The organism is Bradyrhizobium sp. CCGE-LA001, assembly GCF_000296215.2.
GTDB lineage: Bacteria > Pseudomonadota > Alphaproteobacteria > Rhizobiales > Xanthobacteraceae > Bradyrhizobium.
The window spans coordinates 1,472,475-1,493,518 of sequence record NZ_CP013949.1 but is presented as its reverse complement, the minus strand read 5'-3'; the positions used below and the strand labels follow the sequence as shown (position 1 = coordinate 1,493,518).

Sequence of the window (21,044 nt, the reverse complement as noted above, 5' to 3'; positions counted from 1 at the left end):
GCGGATTGCTCTCCCGTACGACTCCACGATTGGTGAGCAGCTCGACTTTCGTCTTGTCCGCCGCAACGATCGTGTCCAGGCGCTAGTCCTTCACCTCGAGCACGAGCAGGCCATTCGCGGGATGAACGATGATGAAATCCGGATGCCGGTTGAGAGGGCCGACAGGAAGGTTGTGCCAGACGACGGCGTTCTCTTCGAGGAAGTCCTTGAGCCGTTCTGCGAGCCGCAGCTCCCCGCGGCTGTCGAAGCGTGCGAAACCCAGACTAGGGATCAGGATTGCCATGTCAGGACCGCGAGCGCCTCCGCGGACCGCCTCGTGGCCATTCGTCCAACCGAGCGGTCTCTCACGGCTCCCATGGTCGCCCAGAGGGCGCAACTTTTCAATGGCTTAGGATTTGGGCGCGCCGCTCAGAACAAAACTGCGAACTCTCCTGTAGGGGCAATCAGCCGTTTGGCGCGCCGAGCTTCTCAATTGACCCGCTTGACCAGTGGGCATTCGCTCTCAGTCAACGAGGAGTAGACGTCGCCGCTTGGGACCTTCTCGAGCACGTTATAGTATTCCCAGGGAGCCTTGACCTCGGACGGATCCTTCACCTGCACAAGGTAGAAGTCGTGCACGAGCTTGCCGTCCTCGCGCAACCTCGCGCCGCGTGCGTAGAAATCGTCGACGGGCGTCGAGCGCATCTGCTCCAGCACCGAATCCGTCGCATCCGTGCCCACGGCAGCGACTGCCTTCAGATAGTGGCTGACACCGGAATAGACCGCGGCTTGCGGCGCCGTGGGCATGGCGTTGCGAAGCTTGAAGAAGCGCTGGCCGAATGCCCTGCTCTCGTCATTTAGCGCCCAGTACCATGCCGTCAGGGTGGTCAGGCCCTTGGCGATTTTCGCGCCCATGGCATGGACGTCGGTGTCGAACATGAGTTCGGCCACGGGCTTCTGGCTGCCCGTGTTCATGCCGAACTCGTTCCACTGCTTCATCAGGTTGACCAGCTGGTCGCCGGCATTGGCGAAGGCGATCGCCTTCGCGCCGGACGCCTTCGCCTGCAGGATGAACGAGCTGTAGTCCGCGTTGCCGATCGGGTGATACACCGCCCCGAGCGACTTGCCGCCCGCCGCCGCCAGCACGCGCTGCGACTCCGACACCATGTTCTTGCCGAACGCGTAATCGGCCGCGATGAAGAACCAGGTGTCGTAGCCCTGGCTGACCAGGGTGCGGATCGGTCCCGACACCAGATTGTAGGAATCGTGCAGCCAGGCCAGGCCGGTTCGCGAGCATTGCTTGCCGGTCAGTTCGGTGGTCGCCACCGCCGAATAGACCGCAATCTTGTTCTTGTCGCGCGCGAGCGACTGGATCGCCAGTCCCACGGCCGAATTCGACACGTCGGCGACCATATCGACGCCGTCGACGTCAAACCATTTGCGGACGATGCCGACGCCGATATCGGGCTTGTTCTGGTGGTCTGCGGTCAGAATCTCGACCTTGATCGACGGCACCAGTTTCTGAAAGTCTTCCGCCGCCATCCTGGCCGCCGTGACGGAGCCCGATCCCGACAGGTCGGACAGCGGCCCGGCCTGATCGTTGATGATGCCGATCCGGACCACGCCTCCCGAGAGTTCGGCGGCGCGAGCGGCCGGAAAAGTTGCGATGAAAGTCCCGGCGACGAGAAGGCTAGCGATGCGGCCGTGCCAGATCATGCGAACACCTTTCCAATGATGGCGCTTGTGGCTTTCCTCCCTGTCGCGAACGAGCTTAAGCTGCCGTCGCTTTTGCCTTGAGTTTCAAGACCGCCTTCTGCACCGCGGCTGCGCGCTTTTGCAACCAAGGCTCGGCTTCGCGGCGCATGCCGGAAATCAGCTCACGCGGCGCATTCTGCACGGTGATATCGAACGGCGGCTGCGGCTGGTATTCCAGCATCAGCTGGAGCTTTTTCGCAACCTCTTCGCCGCACAGTTCAGCGGCGACCTGAAAACCGAAATCGATACCGGCGGTGACACCGCCGCCGGAAATGCGGTTGCGGTCGACTACGACGCGTTCGTCGACGGCGATGGCGCCAAAGGCGGCAAGCTGGTCGCTCATCAACCAATGGCAGGCTGATCTGTATCCGTCGATCAAGCCTGCGGCCCCGAGGATCAGGCAGCCGGCGCAAACCGACGTGATGTAGCGCGCCGATCCACCCTTGTCGCGAACGAATGCGATCACCTCGTCATCGTCCATGGTGGCGACCTGCCCAGGGCCGCCGCCGATACAGAATACGTCAAGCTCCGGGCAATCGGCGAAGGTCGTCGTCGGCAGCAACGGCAGGCCGACGTCGCTGACGACGGGCTCGATGCGCTTCCACAAGAGATGCATGCGAACGTTCGGCAGACGGGCAAACACTTCGAACGGCCCGGTGACATCCAGCTGGGTCATCCCCGGATAGTACAGAATTCCGATCTCGATCCGCTTGCCGGACATGCCGCGCCTCCACCGTTTTATGAAACGATGTTGACAGCAGAGGCCGTTTGCCAAAATGTCATAATACGCGCAATTCCTGCCAAGACTTTTGTGTCGAGCCTTTCCCATGACAAAGGCGCAGCCAATGGCCCGTTCGGCCGCCCGCCGTGTGGTCTTCGTCCTGTTCGACCAGTGTCTGTTGCTCGACTTCGCCGGGCCGCTGCAGGCTTTCGAGCTGGCCTGCGAAACATCGCAGACGGGACGTGCTCCCTATGTCTGGCAGACCTGCTCCTTGAAGGGCGGACCGGTCAAAACCTCGTCCGGCCTTGAAGTAATGACGTCGGCGCTCGCCGATTGCGACCTCCGCAATATTGACACCCTCATCGTCGGCGGCGGCCCCGGCGTTCATCGTGCGGCCGCGGAGGCGGCCCTGATCGACTGGTTTCGGCTCGCCGCGCCGAAGGCCAGACGCGTCTGCTCGGTCTGCACCGGCACGTTCGTCCTGGCCGCAGCCGGCCTGCTGCGCGGGCGGCGCGCGGTCACCCATTGGGGCTCCTGCGACCTGCTGCGCGAAAAATACCCGGACGTTTCGGTGCAGGTCGATCCGGTCTTCGTGCATGACCGCGGCATCTGGACATCGGCAGGCGTCACAGCGGGCATCGATCTCGCGCTCACGCTGCTGGAGGACGACCTCGGGCATCGCGAGGCCATGCGCATCGCGCGCCGCCTGGTCGTGTTCCTGAAGCGGCCCGGCGGGCAAGCGCAATTCAGCGTGCCGTTGTCTCTACAGGCCTCTGATGACCGGGCATTCGAGAAGATATCGAACTGGATGCAAGACAATCTCGGCGGCGACCTGCGTGTCGAGAAGCTGGCTGAGCGAGCCGGCATGAGCCCCCGCACCTTCGCGCGGGTGTTTCGCCAGAAGACCGGCCGCACGCCCGGCAAGGCGGTGGAAGAGCTTCGCGTCGAGGCCGCCCGCCGCGCGCTGGAAGAATCCGCTTCTCCCATCAAGGAGATCGCCGCGCGCTCAGGCTTTCAGAGCGAGGAGCATCTGCGCCGCGCGTTCCGCCGCCGCCTCAACGTGCTGCCGCATGATTACCGGGTCCGGTTCTATCAAGGGCAGAGGCAATGAAGGAAGGTCGATTGGCCTGACCTTTGCGCGATCAGCCGGTCGCATACTCAAGCGACACGGTCTTGCCGCGACAGGCAATCCGGTCGGCAAAAAAAGTCTTGGCCAGCCGAGGCGGCCCGGGTTCGCAAATGAGTGGTTGTTGGCGCTCCCTAGGGGAATCGAACCCCTGTTTCAGCCTTGAGAGGGCCGCGTCCTAACCGCTAGACGAAGGGAGCGTGAGGGAGAGGACATAGCCGCGAATTTGGATGGCGGCAAGCCTCGATCGGGTGCGAAAGTGCCGAATATCACGATGAGTGCGGTTGAGGCTTAATGCGCGACGGCCTTGTCAGGCGCCTCGCAAACCGCCAGCAGCACTCACGGCGTCTTCAGTTTCTCGATCGCGGCGGCGCCAGCGGCAGGCTCAAACCGGAACAGACCCGCGCCGGCGAAAGAGGCCTTGAAGGGCGATGACGAGCCGATCTGCTCGCCGCTGCTGCCCGCGACCGCCTGATTAAGCAGGTCCTGCACGGGGGCGCCGCCACGCCGGGTGCCGACGCCGAAGTAGTAGGTCTTGCCGGCCTCGATCGGGACTTCGATCTCGTAATCCGCCATCGACAGCTTCATGCGGGTGGCGATCTTGGTGACGCCCGGCGGCCGGTCGACGACGAAGAACGTCCCCATGTCGACCTTTCCGGCGGACTTGCCATCTATCAGAATCTCGATGGAGGCGGCGAGCCCGCCGATCGGGCCCAAAATGCCCTTCTCGCGCAGGAAATAGAGCCGGGCGTTCCGCGAACCCGTCGGCTTGGCTTTTGCTGCGGTTTGCTTGGCCGGAGCTGCGAGCCCAGCCTGTTTGGCGGGAGGTGCCGGCTGCTTGGCCGGCTCTGCAAGCGCCGCAAATCCAGCACAGCCGAGCGATGCGACGACGAATGTCATCGCAACAACGAGTGACTTGATGCGCCCCATTCCTCGGTCCCGGCCCCAACTTTCCCTGCAAGAGCTAAATCAGAAGTTGCGCGGCAAGACAATGTGGACCGGGCACGATCCCCAGATCGCGCCGCCTCACGGCTCATTGGCGAATTTCAGCTTTCCGACTGGCTTCAACGTATGGGCGTCGAAGGTGCGGATCTCGGTGACGCCGCCGAGATCGAGCGTGATCACGAGGCGGTCGCCGGCGACCCCGGTCGCGACGATTTTGGCGCCCTTGGGCAAGGTGGCGGTGACGTCGGTCGCGGATTCAACTGCCCTTCCCTCCGACTTGAAAAGGCGGTAGCCCACCGCGATCAGCACGGCGCAAAATGCCAGCGCCGTGGTCAACCCCGCGATCAGCATCATCCGCCGTACCCGCGCGAACAGCGCGGCCTGCTCGGGGGTCGGTTCGGGAACAGCGGTATCAGACGTCGTCATGGAAAGCTCTGGGTCAGCGCAACGGTTGGAGGTCGTGGTCGGCGGCGACGAGGGCTCGGCCCGGCTCGACCGCGTGCTGGCGGCGCACCTCACCGACCTCTCGCGATCGCGGCTGAAAGCCCTGATCCTGGCGGGTGCGGTAAGCCTGAGGGCCTCCGCGGTCCGCGACCCCGCTTATCACGTCGCATCCGGCGATACGATCACAATCGACGTGCCGGAGGCCTCGCCCGCGGAACCGCAAGGCGAGGATATCGCCCTCGACATCGTGTTCGAGGACGACGACATCATCGTCATCAACAAGCCGAAGGGCCTGGTGGTGCACCCCGCGGCCGGTCACGAAACGGGCACGCTGGTGAACGCGCTGATCGCCCATTGCGGCGCTTCGCTCTCGGGTATCGGCGGGGTGCGCCGGCCCGGCATCGTGCACCGGCTCGACAAGGACACGACCGGGCTGATGGTGGTCGCCAAGAACGACCTCGCCCACGCCTCGCTGTCCGCCCAGTTCGCCGACCACGGCCGCACCGGTGAGATGCGGCGCGGCTACATGGCCTTTGCCTGGGGCGTGCCGCACCGCCATCGCGGCACGGTCGACGCGCCGATCGACCGCCATCCCCATGCGCGGGAGAAGATGGCGGTGCGCCAGGGCGGCCGCGAGGCCGTGACCCACTGGGAGATCCTGGAGAGTTTCGCGGGCCCCGACGGCAAGGGCGTCGCCGCCCTGCTCGCCTGCGAGCTCGAAACCGGGCGCACCCACCAGATCCGCGTCCACCTCGCCCATATCGGCCATCCCCTGATGGGCGACGCCGTCTATGGCCCGCATTTCAAGACCAAGGCGAACCAGCTCGGCCCCCAATCGCAGGCAGCTTTGGCGGCGCTGGGGCGGCAGGCCTTACATGCTTACCTGCTGGTATTGAAGCACCCGAGGACGGGAGAACTACTCCACTGGGAAGCCCCTCTGCCGGAGGATTTGCTTCTCCTCCAAAACTGCCTGAAAGCGGCGCAATGACGCAGCGGCCTTAAGAAAAGCGTTACATTACAAAAAGTTATAGCTGCCACACGGGGACGTGACGTCAGCAATCCTTCCCTTTTCGACCCCCCATGGGGTATATTGCGCCTGCGTTGAAATCACCAACGCGGAACATCGCAGCCCGGCCGGCTTTGACACAGCGGTCGTCTGCCTGGCCCGCCGCTATCGGGGGCCTGAACCTTTTGGAGGGCGCACTATGGCCCGTACCGCTGCTTTGCCGGTCCTCAATGGAGAATCCGGCCTTTCTCGCTACCTCGCCGAGATTCGCAAGTTTCCGATGCTGGAGCCCCAGCAGGAGTACATGCTCGCCAAGCGTTGGCGCGAGCATGACGATCGCGACGCGGCGCACCAACTCGTCACCAGCCATCTCCGCCTCGTGGCCAAAATCGCCATGGGTTATCGCGGCTACGGCCTGCCGATCTCCGAGGTCGTCTCGGAAGGCAATGTCGGCCTGATGCAGGCGGTGAAGCGATTCGAACCCGAGAAGGGGTTCCGTCTCGCCACCTACGCGATGTGGTGGATCAAGGCGTCGATTCAAGAGTACATCCTGCGTTCCTGGTCGCTCGTGAAGATGGGCACCACCGCGAACCAGAAGAAGCTGTTCTTCAACCTGCGCAAGGCGAAGAGCAAGATCAACGCGCTGGACGAAGGCGATCTCCGCCCCGACCAGGTCGCGACCATTGCCAAGCGCCTTGGCGTCACGGCGCAGGACGTGATCGACATGAACCGCCGCCTCGGCGGTGATGCCTCGCTCAACGCGCCGATCCGTGACGACGGCGAAGCCGGCGAATGGCAGGACTGGCTGGTCGACAATACGCCCAACCAGGAAGCCATGATGGCGGAGCATGAGGAGTATGATCACCGCCGTGACGCGCTGAACGGCGCCATGGGCGTGCTCAACCCGCGCGAACGCCGCATCTTCGAGGCCCGCCGCCTCGCCGATGAGCCGATGACATTGGAAGACCTTGCCGCCGAGTTCGGCGTGTCGCGCGAGCGCGTCCGCCAGATCGAGGTCCGCGCCTTCGAGAAGGTGCAGTCCGCGGTCAAGGGCACGATCGCAAGGCAGGAACAAGCTGCGCTGGAAGCCGCGCATTAAGCGGGGCGTGACGGCGCCAGGAATTGGCGGATCGAAGAGAGACAAAAGCCGGCGGCAACGCCGGCTTTTTTGTTTGTGGTGGCGCGCCACGTTTGCTCGCAGCGCTCATGGCGCAAGCGAGCTTGCCCGCCTTGAACCGACATTGCCGGCCGACCGACCCAAGATGATCGAACCGACAAGCATCGATGGGACGAACACCGTGTCGATCATCCTGCAATCCACCGTCGGCGGCTTTTCCGCCCAGTTCATGCGCAAGCTGCCGCTGGTCGAGCAGGCGATGCGCGAGCACGGGCTCGAGCCGTCGGAGTTCGTGATCTCGAAGGATTATGCGGGCACGGCAACGATCCCGCTGATGGGCCCGTTCTTCTATAGTTACAGCGTGTTCTTTGGCGAGGAGACATTCACCGTCACCGAGCCGAACGACATGGTGTTCCTGGAGTACTTCTTCAAACGCGTGCTGGCAGCAGATGAGCCGCCGGAATTGCCGCAACGGCCGGGATTGATGCGGCGATTGTTCGGCTGGATGGCGCAGCCGGTTTAGTCATTCCGGGGCGCACGTAGCGCGAGCCCGGAATCCATGGGATCGCAGAGTTGGTGGACGAGTTGATTCCGGGTTCGCGCCAAGAGGCGCGCCCCGGAATGACGCAACCTACTCCCCCCAAACCCGCGCCAGCGTCGCGAGCCAGCAGCCTTCGCAATAGCGGGCGTCCTTGTAGTCGATCCAATTGTGCGCGTAGACGCGGTCGAGCGGGATGCCGTAGCGCGCGCGCAGCACCTTGACGAGGATCTTCCAGGCGGCGACCTGCGCGTCGGTCGGACCGGCCGCGACGTCGGGAAAATTGCCGGCGAACTCGACGCCGATCGAATTGTCGCCCACGACCTGGCGATAGGTCGATCGGTTGTCGATATACTTGCTGTCGTTGCGGTTGGCACCGTCGCCATGGGTCGGCACCAGGTTCTCCGCCACCGCCCAATAGACCGTGCCGTCGGTCTCGACCCAGACCGTGACGCCACGCCGGGCCGGGTTCTTCGCCTGCGCCTGTGCGCCGCCGCGCGCCGAGCCGGCCGGCCCCTCGGTCTGGTGCACGATGATGTTGCGCCAGGGCCTTGCGCTGGCGACCTCGCCCCAAGGCGCCAGCCACACCATCTTCAGGCCGGGAATATCGGGCGTGCCGGAGGCGCGCGCGAGCTTTGCCAGCTCAGCGTCCTCGGCCATGGCGGGAGCGACCAGAAACAGTGCGGCGAGAATGGCCGCGAGCAGGCGAGATATCATGGCGAGGTGAGTCACGGCCCCTGACGTAGCACAGCTCTATGCGAAATGGCGCGCGGGCTCGCCGGGACCGATCGGCGCGGGCGAGAGCGGCGGCGCCGGATCGTAGACGGCAAAGTCGTTCTTGCCGTTCTTCTTGGCGGCGTAGAGCGCGTGGTCGGCATGCGCGATCAGGCGGTCCGGAAATTGACCGATGTCGCGATCCCACTGCGCGACGCCGATCGAGATTGCGATCGGAATGTCGCCGCCGGTACAGGTCGCGGCATCCTGGCGGCACACGTCGAGCACGCGGCGGGCGATCGCGGCAGCTTCGCGCAGCGACGACGACGGTAGCACGATGCAGAACTCGTCGCCGCCGGTGCGGGCGAGCATGTCGCCCGGCCTCAAGCGCGTCTGGGCCATCAGGGTGAAGTGCTTGAGGCAGGCATCGCCCGCGGCGTGGCCGTGGGTGTCGTTGATGGTCTTGAAGCCGTCGAGATCGATCACCAGCAGCGAGAAGGGCTCGCCGCTGCGCTCCGAGCGAGCGCATTCCTCAGTCAGGCGCTGGAGCAGATGCCGCCGGTTGGCGACGCCGGTGAGATCGTCGAGCAGCGCGAGGTCGGCGACCTCATTGCGCAAGCTGTCCATCGCCATCAGCAGGAAGCCGAAATTGAGCGTCATCGACAGGAATAGCAGGCCCAGCACCATGACGGCATGCGCCTGGCCACCGGCGCGCGCCGAGAGATCGTGGCCGAGCAGATTGCCTACCGTGCGCGCGAGCAGGATCGCGAGGATGCTGAGGATGACGATGCCGGACAGCCGGGCACCCGGACTGACGCGGCCTTCCGGCGACAACAGCAGACACAGCGCCAGGACCAGCGGCAGGGCCTGACCGAACGTGTAGCTGAGCATGCGTAGCTGCATGTGGTCGAAGCCGACCATGAACACCACGACGCCGGTAAGACTCAAGCACCCCGTCGCGATCATGAGGCGCCAGGAGACCGGGCGGTCATAGAAGCGCTGAATGCCCATGGCAGCGAGGCAGCTCGCGGCAATAACGCCGCCGGCGCCAAGCAGAAGCGGAAGAGGAGACGCAACGAACAGGCGGACAAGAGCCGTCATCGCGCCGGCTGCACCGACGAAGGACGAGGCCATCCAGAACCGCGCGGCCGCGAATTTTGGATAGGAGCGCGTCACGTAGGCCCAGATCACGCCGAGCGCCAGGAAGTTGACGACGAAGACCGTCCACAATGTCGGTACGTTCAGCATGGCGCGTGCAGCACGCGCAGCGTCCCGCCCCCCGTCCCTGGCAGCCGTCCGTCCATGACCCATCCCCGTTTTCTTGCCGGGACAATGCGCGGGTTGCGCTTAATGGAGTCTCACTGCGACTTGCGAAACTGCGCCTTTGGTTTTGGATTCCTGAACGACGCGCGGCAATTGTCGGATCGTTAAGCCTGTTGCCGGCGAAGGCGTCCCCGACGGCGATGCGGATTCGCGGCCAAAAATCACCCGAAAATGCATCTGAGCTGTGGATAACACGATGACACGGATGTGACGACGCGGGGCAGGCGCCTCCGAATCTGCTGAGTTTGTCGTCGAGGATGTTGCGAGGCTGGCCCTCCGCCGAGCATCCCTCGTGTCGCGTTCCACCATTAAACCTGAAGAGGATACTATGGCTAAGAAAGCGAAGAAGGCGGCGAAGAAGAAGGCGAAGAAGGCCAAGAAGGCGGCGAAGAAGAAGTAACGAGGCTTCTTTCTCTTTGCCCGGGTGGAGTTTCGCTCCGCCCGGGCGTCGGGCAGGATCGAGCGGAAGATGGCGGGCGCAGGCCCGCTTTTTTATTGGGTGCGTGTTGGAAGTGTAGATGGTCCGACAGCGTCATGGCCGGGCTTGTCCCGGCCATCCACGACTTATCGCGCAGCTCGAAGAACGTGGATGCCCGGGACAAGCCCGGGGCATGACGACCTTTCCAAGGGTTGAAGAGACCTACCGCTCCGCAAACGCGAGCTTGGCGCCGAGGGCGGCGAAGCCGGCGGCGAAACTTCTGCGCAGCCAGGCCATGACGGCGGGACGGGAGATGACGCGCTCGCGCACTGCGGCGGCACAGAGGCCATAGACGACGAACACCGCAAAGGTCATCGCCATGAAGGCGCCGCTCAATTCCAGCATCCGCGCCAGCACATGGGCCTCATCCAGCGCGATGAATTGCGGCAGGAAGGCGAGGAAGAAGATCGACAGTTTGGGATTGAGGATGTTGATCAGGAAGCCCGTCGCGATGACGCGGCCATTCGACCGCTCCGCGATCTTGCCCTCGACTGCGAGCGCGCCGGTCTCGCGCAGCGCCTGCCAGGACATGTAGAGCAGATACGCCACGCCGCACCATTTCAAGGCGGCGAAGGCGAGCGCGCTGGTGTGGAGCACGGCGGCAAGACCGAGCATCGCCGCGATCATGTGCGGCACGATCCCCAGCGTGCAGCCGAACGCCGCCGCGATACTGGCACGCGAGCCGCGGGTGAGCGCGGCGGCCAGCGTGTAGAGCACGCCGGTGCCGGGCGAAGCGACGACGATGAGCGAGGTGAGCAGGAAGGACCAGGTCATGGGCCGACCTTATCACCGCCCCTCGCTTCGCAAAAGCGGCCGGACAGTCGTCAGGACAGCTGCGCGATCTCGGCCTCGCGGAGCACGTCGAGCGGCGCCCAGGGCTTGGCCCAGAACTTCGCGCCGTCGGGCAAGGGCTGCTTTAACGGACGGCCCGAGGTGACGACGACGTCGAGCTTGGGGTTGCGATCCTTGGCGACGTGCGCGAGCTCGACGCCGTTCATGCGGCCGGCGAGTTGGACGTCGGTCATCATCAGGCAGAGCGCGCCGGCGTTCTTGTCGAGGACGCGTTCGGCCGCCTCGGCGCTTTCGCACTGGATCACCTGATAGCCGCTCTCTTCAAGCAGAAGACTGAGCATCTCCCGCTGCATGACGTCATCTTCGACAATCAGCGCTGTTGCACGAAATGGTTGTGCTTGTCCCATCGGCGGCTCCCAATGCTTGCTTGCGTAACGAATGTTAAGGAGCCAATCCGCTTGCGGTTCGGTTCCAATATGAAAAAATGTAAATCGAAGTTCCGCATGACGCGACTTGACGGGGGAAACATGACTGCGATTCGGGGCGCCGCCGCCATCACGGGAGCGGCCAGCGGCATCGGCCGCGCGCTCGCCATCGAGCTCGCGCAGCACGGCTGCGATCTCGCGCTGGCCGATCGCGACGAGGGCGGATTGAAAGCGCTGGCAGCCGAGATCGGAACGGGGCGCAAGATCAGCCTGCATCGCGTCGATGTCGGCGAGCCCGAGGACATCGCGCAATTCGCGAGCGAGGCGACCACTACACATCCCGCGCTCGGCATCGTCGTCAACAATGCCGGCGTGGCGCTGCTCGGCGCGTTCGAGGAGATCGACCAGGCGCAGATGGACTGGCTGTTCGACATCAATTTCTGGGGCGTGGTGCACGGCACGCGCGCCTTCCTGCCGCATCTGAAGACGAGACCCGAGGCGCACATCGTCAACCTCTCCTCGATCTTCGGCATCATCGCGCCGCCGGGGCAATCGGCCTATGCGGCGGCCAAGTTCGCGGTGCGCGGCTTTTCCGAGAGCGTGCGGCACGAGCTCAGCGTCACGGGCAGTCCGGTGAGGCTGTCGGTGGTGCACCCCGGCGGCGTCGCCACCGCGATCGCGCGCAATTCGCGGACCGGAATCGGCGTCACCGACAATGCCCGCCGCGCGCAATCGATCGAGCGGTTCGAGAACGCCGCGAAGACCACGCCGAAGAACGCCGCGCTGCGCATCATCCGGGGCATCGAGAAGAACGAGCCGCGCATCCTGATCGGCAACGACGCCCGCTTCATGGACCTCCTGCAGCGCTTCCGCCCGGGAACGTATTGGGCGCCGCTGCAACGGAAGCTGGAGAGGATGGCGAAGGGGAAATGAGTGTCAGTTCGTAGGATGGGTAGAGCGAAAGCGAAACCCATCGGGTTTCCGCAAGGAGGGCGATGGGTTTCGCTGCGCTCTACCCATCCTACAGGCTGTCATTCCCCGCGAAGGCGGGGAATCCAGTACGCCGCGGCTTCTCGGCTCAATCACTGCTGTCCCGGGTACTGGATCGCCCGGTCGAGCCGGGCGATGACACCGAATATGCAGCGCGAGGGCTCTGTCTGTCAGCAGTGTCTTCACTGCCCCATCAGCCGATCGGCGAAATAGCCGATCGTCTTCCGATACACCACCGCCCTGTTCCACTCGCGCATGGCTTCGAAATTCGGCGTGCCTTCGCCGTAGGGCTGGCCCATCCTAAAGCCGCTGACGTGGAGCAGGTTCGCGGTCGAGGCGAGCACGTCGGGGATGCTGTGGCGGAGATCGACATGGCCGTCGCCGTCGAAGTCGACGCCGTATTTGATGTAGGACGACGGCAGGAACTGGGTCTGGCCGATCTCGCCGGCGAACGCGCCGACGAGGTCGCGCAGCGGCAGGTCACCACGCTGCACGATCTTGAGCGCCGCGAGCAGCTCGCCCTGGAACAGGTCGGTGCGGCGGCAATCATGCGCGAGCGTCGCAAGGGTGCGCACCACCGGCATCTTGCCGATGTCGCCCTTGCCGAAATCGCTCTCCAGCCCCCAGATCGCGACCAGGATATAGCGCGGCACGCCGAACTTCTGCTCGACGCGCGAGAGCAGCGCGGCATGGCGCTGCAGCAGCGCGCGCCCGCCATTGATGCGGCCGGGCCCGACGCGGGTGGAGACGTATTGCTCGAAGGTCTTGTTGAAGGTGTAGCGCTGGCGGCGGTCGAAGGCGAGCACCGCAGGGTCAGGCGTCACGCCGCTGAGCGCCGCACTGGTCACGCTCGCGGAGACGCCGGCGGCCTGTGCTTCCTGCGTCATGGTGGCGACGAAAGTGTTGAAGTCGCCGCCGCAGCGCGCGGCCTGCGCCGACCCGCCGGCCAGAGAAAGGACGACGGCGGCGGCGAGTAGCGGTCTCAGCATGCGGGAATCCTCTGAAGAACGGGCGCGGAAAGCATCGATCATGCCCGGGAACCGGATTTGCGTCAAAGCGGCAAGCCGATCTTCGCCGACAGCTCATCCGGCGTGGCGCTGGTGTTGCTGCTCTCGGCTTCCTCATCACCGCTCACGCCGCGCAGGTGCACGCGTTGAGACATGCGCCCGATAGTGGAACTCAACCGGCGCACTTCCGCACGCAGGAGGAAAGATGTGCAGGCAGGCGCGCTTTCCTACAATGCGTAGCGCTGTGCGAGCAGCCATCTGAACAGACTGATTTGACTGCCCAAGCAATTGCTTCGATGCAGCATCGAAGCGACACCGCGACAGGCGCATAACTGATACGCACGCTGCGACATCAACGCCACCACGATGGGTCTTGCCATCGCAGCACACAGCCGATAGCATTCTATTCTAGGTTGTCGCCCCGCCAGCCCCGGGCGACACTGAAAACCAAGATAAACGGCGGGCTTCGCGGCCCGCCGTTTATTGAGGCAAGGGCCGCAGCAGGCGCCCCGCTTCCGCGATGAACGATTGCAGTCCTGCTGCGGGCCATTCACCGATCCGGTGCGACGTTGATGTCGACAACCGCCGAAGTCATTTGACTGCGGCGCTGCTATCGACGACAAGCCGCCATGGCCAAAAAACCCGGAACCAACCCCAAAGGCGAATTCGCCTTCTTCAACGTCGTCTACGAGGACGATTCCCAGCGCTCCAACCGCCGCGTCCCCGCCGAGCTGCTCGGCGGCCTCGACGGCGACGACCCTGCCCGCGGCTTCATCATGGAGCAGGACCGCGAGATCGCAGAGAAGAGCGGTCGGCCGCCGCTGGAGATCAAGCGGATCGAGCGGGTGGGGGCGAAGAAGAAGTAGGCCTCCAATTTCTCCGCGTCATTGCGAGCGCAGCGAAGCAATCCAGGAATCCCACCGCGGATAGACTCTGGATTGCTTCGCTGCGCTCGCAATGACGAACAGAACAAAAAACGGCGGGCAAAAGCCCGCCGTTTTGCTTTGGATCGCAGCCTACGATCAATTATCCAAGAAGCTCCGCAGCTTCCGCGACCGCGACGGATGCTTCAGCTTTCGCAGCGCCTTCGCTTCGATCTGACGGATACGCTCGCGCGTCACGCTGAACTGTTGCCCCACTTCTTCCAGCGTATGATCCGTGTTCATGCCGATGCCGAAGCGCATGCGCAGGACGCGTTCTTCGCGCGGCGTCAGGGACGCCAGCACGCGCGTGGTGGTCTCGCGCAAATTGGACTGGATCGCGGCGTCGATGGGAAGGATCGCGTTCTTGTCCTCGATGAAATCGCCGAGATGTGAATCCTCTTCGTCGCCGACGGGCGTCTCCAGCGACAGCGGCTCCTTGGCGATCTTGAGGACTTTTCGCACTTTCTCCAGCGGCATGCCGAGCTTCTCGGCGAGCTCTTCCGGGGTCGGCTCGCGGCCGATCTCGTTGAGCATCTGACGGGACGTGCGCACGATCTTGTTGATCGTCTCGATCATGTGCACGGGGATGCGGATGGTGCGGGCCTGGTCCGCAATGCTGCGGGTGATCGCCTGCCGGATCCACCAGGTCGCGTAGGTCGAGAACTTGTAGCCGCGGCGGTACTCGAACTTGTCGACCGCTTTCATCAGGCCGATGTTGCCTTCCTGGATCAGGTCGAGGAATTGCAGGCCGCGGTTGGTGTATTTCTTCGCGATCGAGATCACGAGACGGAGGTTGGCTTCCACCATCTCCTTCTTGGCCTGGCGTGCCTCGCGCTCGCCCTTCTGCACGGAGTGCACGATCTTGCGGAACTCGACGATCTCGAGGCCGGTGAGCGCCGCGAGCTGATGCACCTCGTGGCGGAGGTCCTTGATGCGGTCCTTCTCGTGATGGACGAAGTTCTTCCAGCCCTTGGCCGAGAGTTTCGAGACGCGGTTGAGCCAGCGCGGATCGAGCTCTGAGCCGGTGTAGTTGCGCAGGAAGTCTTCGCGCGCGACGCCGTGGCTGTCGGCAAGGCGCATCAGGCGACCCTCATGCGAGACGAGGCGCTTGTTGATGTCGTAGAGCTGCTCGACGAGGCTGTCGATACGCGCCTGGTTGAGGCGCAGCGACTTCACCTCGACGATGATCTCGTCCTTCAGCTTCTTGTACTTGCGCTCCTGGTGCGGCGAGAGCGACTCGTTCTGGAGCTGGTTCTGGATGTCCTGCTCCTGAAGCTTCCGCAGCTTCTTGTAGCTGTCGGCGATCTTGTCGAAGATCTCCACCACCTTCGGCTTGAGCTCGGCCTCGATTGCCGCGAGCGACATCTGGTTCTCGAACTCGTCGTCCTCGTCCATGTCGGCTTCGGCGGCGGCCTCGCCCGGATCCTTGTCCTCGCCACCCTGGGCGCCCGGAGCGGGCTGCGCAGCGCGGAACGGGGTCGGCGACGGGGGCGCGGCGGGCGGGGCCACATGCGCGGGTGCAGCAGCGGAGGCCGTGGCCTCGCCGCCCTCGGCCGGTGCTTCGCCGCCTTCGCCGTTGGGCCCTGCGATCATCGCATTGTTCATGCCGCCCTTGGCGTCGGGGCCGGCATAGGTCGCTTCGAGATCGATGATGTCGCGGAGGAAGATCTTGCCTTCGTTGAGCTCGTCGCGCCAGATGATGATGGCCTGGAACGTCAGCGGGCTTTCGCAGAGCCCTGCGATCATCGCCTCGCGGCCGGCCTCGATGCGCTTGGCGATGGCGATTTCGCCTTCGCGGGAGAGCAGCTCGACCGTGCCCATCTCGCGTAGATACATGCGCACAGGATCGTCGGTGCGCTCGCCCGGCTCGCTCTTCTTGACCTCGGTGACGGCCTTCTGGGTGACCTCGACGAGTTCGTTGTCGGTCTCGTCCTCGCCCTCGTCCTTGTCTTCCTCGCCTTCACTATCGTCGGCTTCGGTGACGTTGATGCCCATGTCCGAGAGCATCGACATGATGTCCTCGATCTGTTCGGGCGAGGTCTGGTCCGACGGCAAGACTTCGTTGAGCTGATCGAAGGTCACGAAGCCGCGCTTCTTGGCCTGCTTGATCATCTTCTTGACTGCGGCGTCGGACAGGTCGAGCAAGGGAGACGGTGCGTCCTGGGAGTCCTTCTCCGGCGCATCCGCTGCCTTGTCGTCTTTTTCCTTGTCCTTCGCCTGCAGCGTCTTTGCCTTGGTGGCCATCCATTGCTCCTAAACGCGCTTCAATGCAGACCGCGCGCCGCGCCTGCCTGAATTCACATGAACCTGTTGCTCGACGCTCTCGCTTCGGCAGCTCTCGACACAGAAAGGGCGGCGCACATGTCTCTCGCCACCCCCAACTCTCTCTCGCCGGAATTGCCTAACGCTTCGTCAGCCTCTTTGTCGCAGCGGATGCAGGTGTAGTGCCAACAGCGATTGCGCGGATTCATTCCTGACGCGTCTGTTCTGCCTGCGGCCGCCTCTGGGCCAAAGTGCTACAAGACCGTTAAGCCTCGATTAACCCTGTTTTTGCCGCCAAACCCAGGATTTGGCGAGTCTTTTAGCGGTTCCGGCCCCGGCCGTCCGCATGATTCTTTCATCACACGCTCTTCTGGAGCCGGCCCGACAGCTCGCCAAAACCCTCGATGAGGGCCTCGGTCCCGTCGACTTCGCCTATCCGAGCCTTGACGTCACGCAGCCATGCCAAATTGGCCTCGCTGGGGTCCTCCCCCAAGGCCAGCTCGGCGTCTTTCAGCTCTCTAAGTAGTGAATGCCATTGCCGATGCAAGGCAACCAGCTGATGCCAAGTGGCGAGAACGTCGTCCCTTGCCGCGCCTTCGCGGGCGCCCCACACCGCCGCGGTCGTGATGCCGCCCTCAACCCTTTGAAGGACTTGCGAAAATCCGCCCTTTTCGAGGTCAGAGCGCATCTTCTCCGCCTGCTCGCCTGGGTCCGGCGAGTGATGATGGTCGTTGGCGAAGGCGGCGATGATGCCGGCCCGGAGCTTGTGCGCCTCGGGGTGGGCCAGCTCCAGGGCGGCAACCTCTTCCAGGTGCTCGTGCAGCAGCCAGGGGTGGTTGATCAGGCTTTGCAGGATCAGGGCCTCCCGGCGGGAAATGGCGCTGCGCTGGCCCCGCATGATCGGGCTGGCCGCCAGCTGCGGGCTGGCGGCCTGATAGGGACCGGAGGGCAGCGGGATGGAACCGGGCGGGCCGCGACGCCCTCCGCCAAATCCTCCGCCAAAACTTTGGCCGCCGAATCGATTCGCGCCCCCCGCGCCACGGGGCTGGAAGGAGCGGCCGCCACCCTGGCGGAAATTGCCGCGGCCGCCAAAGCCGCCGCGCCCGCCTTCGGGGGCAAAGGTGCGCTGCAGCCGCTCGATGAACTCGTCGCGATAATAGCGCCGCACCACCTCGTCGCGGATGCCGTTGGACAGCTCCTTGATGCGGGCCTCCAGCGCGGCGCGGCGCTCGGGCGTGGCGAAATTGCCGCCTTCGAGCTCGCGCGACCAGATCATGTCGGCGAGCGGACGTGCAGCTCCAATCACCTCCTCAATCGCGCCGCGTCCACCGGAGCGGACGAGATCGTCGGGGTCCTGCCCCTCCGGCAGCAGCGCGAAGCGCAGGCTCTTTCCGGGGCTAAGGAACGGCAGCGCGAGGTCGGCGGCGCGATACGCCGCCTTCTGGCCGGCGCGGTCGCCATCGAAGCAGAGGATCGGCTCATCCGCCATCTTCCAGAGCAGCGCGAGCTGGCTCTCTGTGAGCGCGGTGCCGAGCGGCGCAACGGCGCCGGCAAAGCCCGCGGTGACCATGGCGATGACGTCGACATAGCCTTCGACCACGATCAGCGGCGCACCGTTGTGGGATGCGGCGCGCGCGGTCTGGTGGTTGTAGAGATTGTCGCCCTTGTGGAAGAGCGGCGTCTCCGGCGAGTTCAAATATTTCGCCGGAACGTCCTTCTCCAGCGCGCGCCCGCCGAATGCGATGATTCGGCCGCGCAAATCCGTGATCGGAAACATCACGCGATCGCGGAAGCGATCATAGGGCACGGGGATGTCGTCGCCGCCAATGAGCAGGCCGGTCTCGACCATGTCCTCGACGGAGACGCCGAGCTTGCCGAGATGCTCCTTCAGCGCGAAGCGATCGGGCGGGGCATAGCCGAGACGGAACTGCAATTGCGTCGCCGGCGAGATGGCACGGTCGGCGAGATAGCCGCGCGCTTTGGCGCCAAGCCGCGAGGCCAGCGTCTCCGCGAAGAACTTCGCGGCGAGATCCATGACATCGTGCAGGGTGCGGCGGCGCTGCTCATGTCGCGCGGCATCCGGCGTCACCGCCGGCAGCGGCAAGCCCGCCATGTTGGCGAGCCGCTCCACGGCCTCGGCGAACGGTACGCCGTCGGTCTCCATCACGAAGGTGATGATGTCGCCATGCTTGCCGGAGGAGAAGTCGTGGTAAAAACCCTTCTGGTCGTTGACGTAGAAGGACGGCGTCTTCTCCTGCTGGAACGGCGACAGCCCCTTCCACTCCCGCCCCGCCTTCTTCAGCTTGACGCGCTTGCCCACGACCTCGGAGACCGAAAGCCGGGCGCGAAGCTCGTCGAGGAACTGGGGCGTGAAGCGCATGGGGTGAGTTTAGCCGAGCGTTTGAGTCGGGCGAAGGATCAGGGATATAGGGACGGCCGAGCCAAAGGCTAGGTTTGTCGGGCTTATGCGCGCTGTTCACAGGCCGCAGCCACCATTTGCACTGCCGGAATAACGAGCTACTTGAACCCGGCTTGGTTCCACGCTTCCATGGCGGCATGTTCAGGACGTTTCGAGGCGGCCACAGCGGGGGTTGGCGCGTAACGTCGCTTTCGCCCGTGACGGGTGAGCCCCTGCCCTTCGTGCCGGCGCTGTCGGTGACCGACAGCGAGGCCGTCTCGTTGCCGCTCGTGCCCTCGCGCAATGCCTGGCGGCTGGCCGGCGTCGCGAGCAGCTTGCGCTACACCGAGCGCGCCGAGAAGGAGCAGCTCGTTGCCGTGCAGGCCGGCCTCGGCCGGCTCGAGGCAACCTCCGCGGCGTTGATCCCGATCCGCAAGTCGCAGGCCTGGTGGGAGCTGACGCAGGAAGAGCGCCGCAAGATCTTCGAGGACAGATCGCACCACATCGCGAGCAGCCTGCGCTATCTGCCCGCGATCGCGCGGCAACTCTACCACTGCCGCGACCTCGGCGGTCCCTTCGACTTCCTGACCTGGTTCGAATTCGCGCCGGTTCACGCCTCACTGTTCGAGGAGCTAGTTGCGATGCTAAGGCAGACCGAAGAGTGGACTTACGTCGAGCGCGAGGTTGACGTGCGCGTGGTGAAGGAAGTGCTATCTGCCTAGATCATGATCCGGACCCAAAGGGCCGCGTTAGCGCAAGTGCGCAGCGATTTTCCCTCGCGACAAACGCGGAACGCGTTTGCGCGGAGATCATGCTCGAGAACTAATGCTCCAGGAAACGGCCGGACTCGATGATCGGTAGATCGGTGACGGGCCAATTGTAGATGTAGGTCCAGGCCTTGCCAGCGGTCCCGTCCGCCAGCGTCACGTCGATGAGCCGGCGCAGATATTCGGTCGGCTCCGGAAAGCCCTCGCCGCAGGCTTCGTACATGTCGAGTTCGCGCAGGAGCTCGTCGCCCGCGCGCAGGTGGAAGAGCTCGCCATGAACGAGATCGGACGGCGCGTCCGACAGCAGCAGCCCCGGATAATGCTTCACCAGCACGAGCTTGCCGCGACAGCTGGCTTCCCCCAGGAAATCCGCATGAGAGGCAAGCAGCCGCGCCATCGGATGATCGAAGCCGCGCATCAGGGTGCCGTAGACGAAGAGACGATCGGAGGTCATGGTCTTCCAAGGTTGCGACGACGGCGCAATACCGTTACTCCGTTTACACGCGTTACTATTCCGCAGGCAATCAGGATGACTCTCGACACGAGTGAGACGACCGAGCAGATTCTCGGAGAGGGCGACGTTGCGCCGGTGCATGAGGTGAATGCGGCGGGACGATCGCCCTTCCTGCTCATCTCGGATCATTACGGGCGTGTACTGCCGCGTGCGCTCGGCGATCTCGGTATCGCCGAAAGCGAGCTCGTCAGGCACATCGGCTGGGACATCGGTATCGCCGGCGTCGCCGAGCGGCTCGCAAAGCTGCTCGACGCCCATCTGATCGCGCAACGCTATTCGCGGCTCGTGATCGACTGCAACCGCCCGCCCGCCGCGGTGAGCTCGATCCCGGTCATCTCCGAAGCCACCGCGATCCGGCGCAACGAAGGGATTTCGACAAGCGAGCGCGAGGCGCGGCGGCGCGAGATCTTTGCGCCTTATCACGATCGCATCGACGCTACGATCAGCCGCCGCCTGCGCGACGAGCGGCCGACGGTGCTGGTGTCGCTGCACAGCTTCACGCCGGTCCATGCCGGCGTGGCGCGCCCCTGGCACATCGGCGCGCTGTACAACCGCGACACCGTGTTGCCGCAGCTGCTGCTCAAACATCTGCGCAGTGAAAGCGATCTCGTCGTCGGCGACAACGAGCCCTATGCCGTGAGCGACCTCACCGACTACACCATCCCCGTGCATGGCGAGGCGCGCGGCCTCGTCAACACCGGCATCGAGGTGCGCCAGGATCTCATCGCCGACCAGTCCGGCCAGCAGCAATGGGCCGAGCGGCTGGCGCGGATCCTTGCCGAGATCGAGGTGGAGCTGAAGGCGCAGCTGTTGGTTTAAG

At 64.4% G+C, this 21,044-nt stretch carries 22 protein-coding genes and 1 tRNA gene; 8 read left to right on the top strand and 15 right to left on the bottom strand.

Annotated elements, in window-relative coordinates; all coding sequences use genetic code 11:
- Positions 1–82 precede the first annotated feature (82 nt).
- The 3 genes from BCCGELA001_RS38580 to BCCGELA001_RS07200 all read right to left on the bottom strand — a co-directional run bounded on the left by BCCGELA001_RS38580 (position 83) and on the right by BCCGELA001_RS07200 (position 2,509).
- The gene (locus BCCGELA001_RS38580) at positions 83–283 is read right to left on the bottom strand and encodes a nuclease-related domain-containing protein (protein ID WP_008544945.1); all 201 of its coding nucleotides are present in this window, start codon (positions 281–283) and stop codon (positions 83–85) included.
- Between the two features lie 185 nt (positions 284–468).
- Entirely contained in the window at positions 469–1,695 is a 1,227-nt protein-coding gene (locus BCCGELA001_RS07205; RefSeq protein WP_008544943.1) for an ABC transporter substrate-binding protein, read from the bottom strand.
- A gap of 55 nt (positions 1,696–1,750) precedes the next feature.
- Entirely contained in the window at positions 1,751–2,509 is a 759-nt protein-coding gene (locus tag BCCGELA001_RS07200; protein WP_236840825.1) for a DJ-1/PfpI family protein, read from the bottom strand.
- A gap of 70 nt (positions 2,510–2,579) precedes the next feature.
- Here BCCGELA001_RS07200 and BCCGELA001_RS07195 point away from each other — a divergent pair, with 70 nt between their 5' ends.
- Positions 2,580–3,566, top strand: a complete 987-nt coding sequence (locus BCCGELA001_RS07195) for a GlxA family transcriptional regulator (RefSeq protein ID WP_060737532.1) — start codon at positions 2,580–2,582, stop codon at positions 3,564–3,566.
- A 140-nt stretch (positions 3,567–3,706) separates the two neighbouring features.
- On the opposite strand, the gene BCCGELA001_RS07190 is transcribed toward BCCGELA001_RS07195, so the two are convergent.
- The 3 genes from BCCGELA001_RS07190 to BCCGELA001_RS07180 all read right to left on the bottom strand — a co-directional run bounded on the left by BCCGELA001_RS07190 (position 3,707) and on the right by BCCGELA001_RS07180 (position 4,952).
- A tRNA-Glu gene (locus BCCGELA001_RS07190) sits at positions 3,707–3,781 on the bottom strand.
- A 139-nt stretch (positions 3,782–3,920) separates the two neighbouring features.
- Complete coding sequence (locus BCCGELA001_RS07185; protein WP_008544928.1) at positions 3,921–4,511, bottom strand: DUF2846 domain-containing protein; 591 nt, start codon at positions 4,509–4,511, stop codon at positions 3,921–3,923.
- Positions 4,512–4,607: 96 nt separating this feature from the next.
- Complete coding sequence (locus tag BCCGELA001_RS07180) at positions 4,608–4,952, bottom strand: hypothetical protein (protein WP_060734936.1); 345 nt, start codon at positions 4,950–4,952, stop codon at positions 4,608–4,610.
- On the opposite strand from BCCGELA001_RS07180, the gene BCCGELA001_RS07175 reads away from it, so the two are divergent.
- The 3 genes from BCCGELA001_RS07175 (at position 4,951) to BCCGELA001_RS07165 (ending at position 7,616) form a co-directional block, all read left to right on the top strand.
- A complete protein-coding gene (locus tag BCCGELA001_RS07175; RefSeq protein WP_060734935.1) occupies positions 4,951–5,958 on the top strand; it encodes an RluA family pseudouridine synthase in 1,008 nt (335 codons plus the stop codon). The genes BCCGELA001_RS07180 and BCCGELA001_RS07175 overlap by 2 nt on opposite strands.
- A 217-nt stretch (positions 5,959–6,175) precedes the next feature.
- Positions 6,176–7,075, top strand: a complete 900-nt coding sequence (rpoH, locus tag BCCGELA001_RS07170) for an RNA polymerase sigma factor RpoH (RefSeq protein ID WP_008544924.1) — start codon at positions 6,176–6,178, stop codon at positions 7,073–7,075.
- A gap of 199 nt (positions 7,076–7,274) precedes the next feature.
- A complete protein-coding gene (locus tag BCCGELA001_RS07165; RefSeq protein ID WP_060737531.1) occupies positions 7,275–7,616 on the top strand; it encodes a hypothetical protein in 342 nt (113 codons plus the stop codon).
- Positions 7,617–7,724: 108 nt separating this feature from the next.
- Here BCCGELA001_RS07165 and BCCGELA001_RS07160 read toward each other — a convergent pair whose 3' ends face one another.
- The 4 genes from BCCGELA001_RS07160 to BCCGELA001_RS07145 all read right to left on the bottom strand — a co-directional run bounded on the left by BCCGELA001_RS07160 (position 7,725) and on the right by BCCGELA001_RS07145 (position 11,345).
- Positions 7,725–8,348, bottom strand: a complete 624-nt coding sequence (locus BCCGELA001_RS07160) for a peptidoglycan recognition protein family protein (protein WP_060737530.1) — start codon at positions 8,346–8,348, stop codon at positions 7,725–7,727.
- 36 nt (positions 8,349–8,384) lie between these two features.
- Positions 8,385–9,593 (bottom strand): GGDEF domain-containing protein, encoded by a 1,209-nt coding sequence (locus tag BCCGELA001_RS07155; RefSeq protein WP_060734934.1) that lies wholly within the window; start codon positions 9,591–9,593, stop codon positions 8,385–8,387.
- A gap of 715 nt (positions 9,594–10,308) precedes the next feature.
- Positions 10,309–10,920, bottom strand: coding sequence for a LysE family translocator (locus BCCGELA001_RS07150; RefSeq protein WP_060734933.1), 612 nt, complete (start codon positions 10,918–10,920; stop codon positions 10,309–10,311).
- 50 nt (positions 10,921–10,970) lie between these two features.
- A complete protein-coding gene (locus BCCGELA001_RS07145) occupies positions 10,971–11,345 on the bottom strand; it encodes a response regulator (RefSeq protein ID WP_060734932.1) in 375 nt (124 codons plus the stop codon).
- 120 nt (positions 11,346–11,465) lie between these two features.
- On the opposite strand from BCCGELA001_RS07145, the gene BCCGELA001_RS07140 reads away from it, so the two are divergent.
- Positions 11,466–12,296, top strand: coding sequence for an SDR family NAD(P)-dependent oxidoreductase (locus tag BCCGELA001_RS07140; protein WP_060734931.1), 831 nt, complete (start codon positions 11,466–11,468; stop codon positions 12,294–12,296).
- 239 nt (positions 12,297–12,535) lie between these two features.
- Here BCCGELA001_RS07140 and BCCGELA001_RS07135 read toward each other — a convergent pair whose 3' ends face one another.
- Together BCCGELA001_RS07135 and BCCGELA001_RS39250 are read right to left on the bottom strand one after the other, a co-directional pair.
- Positions 12,536–13,342 (bottom strand): lytic murein transglycosylase, encoded by an 807-nt coding sequence (locus BCCGELA001_RS07135; protein WP_060737529.1) that lies wholly within the window; start codon positions 13,340–13,342, stop codon positions 12,536–12,538.
- Positions 13,343–13,404: 62 nt separating this feature from the next.
- Entirely contained in the window at positions 13,405–13,536 is a 132-nt protein-coding gene (locus tag BCCGELA001_RS39250) for a hypothetical protein (protein ID WP_257721945.1), read from the bottom strand.
- A 453-nt stretch (positions 13,537–13,989) separates the two neighbouring features.
- Between BCCGELA001_RS39250 and BCCGELA001_RS07130 the strand changes: the two genes are divergently transcribed.
- Positions 13,990–14,226: a hypothetical protein gene (locus tag BCCGELA001_RS07130; protein WP_060734930.1), complete on the top strand. Its 237-nt coding sequence runs from the start codon at positions 13,990–13,992 to the stop codon at positions 14,224–14,226.
- Positions 14,227–14,382: 156 nt separating this feature from the next.
- On the opposite strand, the gene rpoD is transcribed toward BCCGELA001_RS07130, so the two are convergent.
- Complete coding sequence (gene rpoD, locus BCCGELA001_RS07125; protein ID WP_060734929.1) at positions 14,383–16,527, bottom strand: RNA polymerase sigma factor RpoD; 2,145 nt, start codon at positions 16,525–16,527, stop codon at positions 14,383–14,385.
- A gap of 376 nt (positions 16,528–16,903) precedes the next feature.
- Complete coding sequence (gene dnaG / locus BCCGELA001_RS07120; RefSeq protein ID WP_060734928.1) at positions 16,904–18,925, bottom strand: DNA primase; 2,022 nt, start codon at positions 18,923–18,925, stop codon at positions 16,904–16,906.
- Between the two features lie 176 nt (positions 18,926–19,101).
- Here dnaG and BCCGELA001_RS07115 point away from each other — a divergent pair, with 176 nt between their 5' ends.
- On the top strand, positions 19,102–19,665 hold the full coding sequence (locus tag BCCGELA001_RS07115; RefSeq protein ID WP_060734927.1) for a chlorite dismutase family protein: 564 nt from the start codon (positions 19,102–19,104) through the stop codon (positions 19,663–19,665).
- Positions 19,666–19,765: 100 nt separating this feature from the next.
- Here BCCGELA001_RS07115 and BCCGELA001_RS07110 read toward each other — a convergent pair whose 3' ends face one another.
- The gene (locus tag BCCGELA001_RS07110; RefSeq protein ID WP_060734926.1) at positions 19,766–20,164 is read right to left on the bottom strand and encodes a gamma-glutamylcyclotransferase family protein; all 399 of its coding nucleotides are present in this window, start codon (positions 20,162–20,164) and stop codon (positions 19,766–19,768) included.
- A 75-nt stretch (positions 20,165–20,239) separates the two neighbouring features.
- On the opposite strand from BCCGELA001_RS07110, the gene BCCGELA001_RS07105 reads away from it, so the two are divergent.
- On the top strand, positions 20,240–21,043 hold the full coding sequence (locus BCCGELA001_RS07105; protein WP_060734925.1) for an N-formylglutamate amidohydrolase: 804 nt from the start codon (positions 20,240–20,242) through the stop codon (positions 21,041–21,043).
- Position 21,044: the final 1 nt, after the last annotated feature.

Coding starts and splice junctions, on each gene's coding strand:
- BCCGELA001_RS07185 (WP_008544928.1), bottom strand. CDS start 4,511: ATGGGGCGCATCAAGTCACTCGTTGTTGCGATGACATTCGTCGTCGCA.
- BCCGELA001_RS07205 (WP_008544943.1), bottom strand. CDS start 1,695: ATGATCTGGCACGGCCGCATCGCTAGCCTTCTCGTCGCCGGGACTTTC.
- dnaG (WP_060734928.1), bottom strand. CDS start 18,925: ATGCGCTTCACGCCCCAGTTCCTCGACGAGCTTCGCGCCCGGCTTTCG.
- BCCGELA001_RS07140 (WP_060734931.1), top strand. CDS start 11,466: ATGACTGCGATTCGGGGCGCCGCCGCCATCACGGGAGCGGCCAGCGGC.
- BCCGELA001_RS07105 (WP_060734925.1), top strand. CDS start 20,240: ATGACTCTCGACACGAGTGAGACGACCGAGCAGATTCTCGGAGAGGGC.
- BCCGELA001_RS07110 (WP_060734926.1), bottom strand. CDS start 20,164: ATGACCTCCGATCGTCTCTTCGTCTACGGCACCCTGATGCGCGGCTTC.
- BCCGELA001_RS07195 (WP_060737532.1), top strand. CDS start 2,580: ATGGCCCGTTCGGCCGCCCGCCGTGTGGTCTTCGTCCTGTTCGACCAG.
- BCCGELA001_RS07130 (WP_060734930.1), top strand. CDS start 13,990: ATGGCCAAAAAACCCGGAACCAACCCCAAAGGCGAATTCGCCTTCTTC.
- BCCGELA001_RS07145 (WP_060734932.1), bottom strand. CDS start 11,345: ATGGGACAAGCACAACCATTTCGTGCAACAGCGCTGATTGTCGAAGAT.
- BCCGELA001_RS07115 (WP_060734927.1), top strand. CDS start 19,102: ATGTTCAGGACGTTTCGAGGCGGCCACAGCGGGGGTTGGCGCGTAACG.
- BCCGELA001_RS38580 (WP_008544945.1), bottom strand. CDS start 283: ATGGCAATCCTGATCCCTAGTCTGGGTTTCGCACGCTTCGACAGCCGC.
- BCCGELA001_RS07180 (WP_060734936.1), bottom strand. CDS start 4,952: ATGACGACGTCTGATACCGCTGTTCCCGAACCGACCCCCGAGCAGGCC.
- BCCGELA001_RS07150 (WP_060734933.1), bottom strand. CDS start 10,920: ATGACCTGGTCCTTCCTGCTCACCTCGCTCATCGTCGTCGCTTCGCCC.
- BCCGELA001_RS07160 (WP_060737530.1), bottom strand. CDS start 8,348: ATGATATCTCGCCTGCTCGCGGCCATTCTCGCCGCACTGTTTCTGGTC.
- BCCGELA001_RS07135 (WP_060737529.1), bottom strand. CDS start 13,342: ATGCTGAGACCGCTACTCGCCGCCGCCGTCGTCCTTTCTCTGGCCGGC.
- rpoH (WP_008544924.1), top strand. CDS start 6,176: ATGGCCCGTACCGCTGCTTTGCCGGTCCTCAATGGAGAATCCGGCCTT.
- BCCGELA001_RS07155 (WP_060734934.1), bottom strand. CDS start 9,593: ATGCTGAACGTACCGACATTGTGGACGGTCTTCGTCGTCAACTTCCTG.
- rpoD (WP_060734929.1), bottom strand. CDS start 16,527: ATGGCCACCAAGGCAAAGACGCTGCAGGCGAAGGACAAGGAAAAAGAC.
- BCCGELA001_RS07175 (WP_060734935.1), top strand. CDS start 4,951: ATGGAAAGCTCTGGGTCAGCGCAACGGTTGGAGGTCGTGGTCGGCGGC.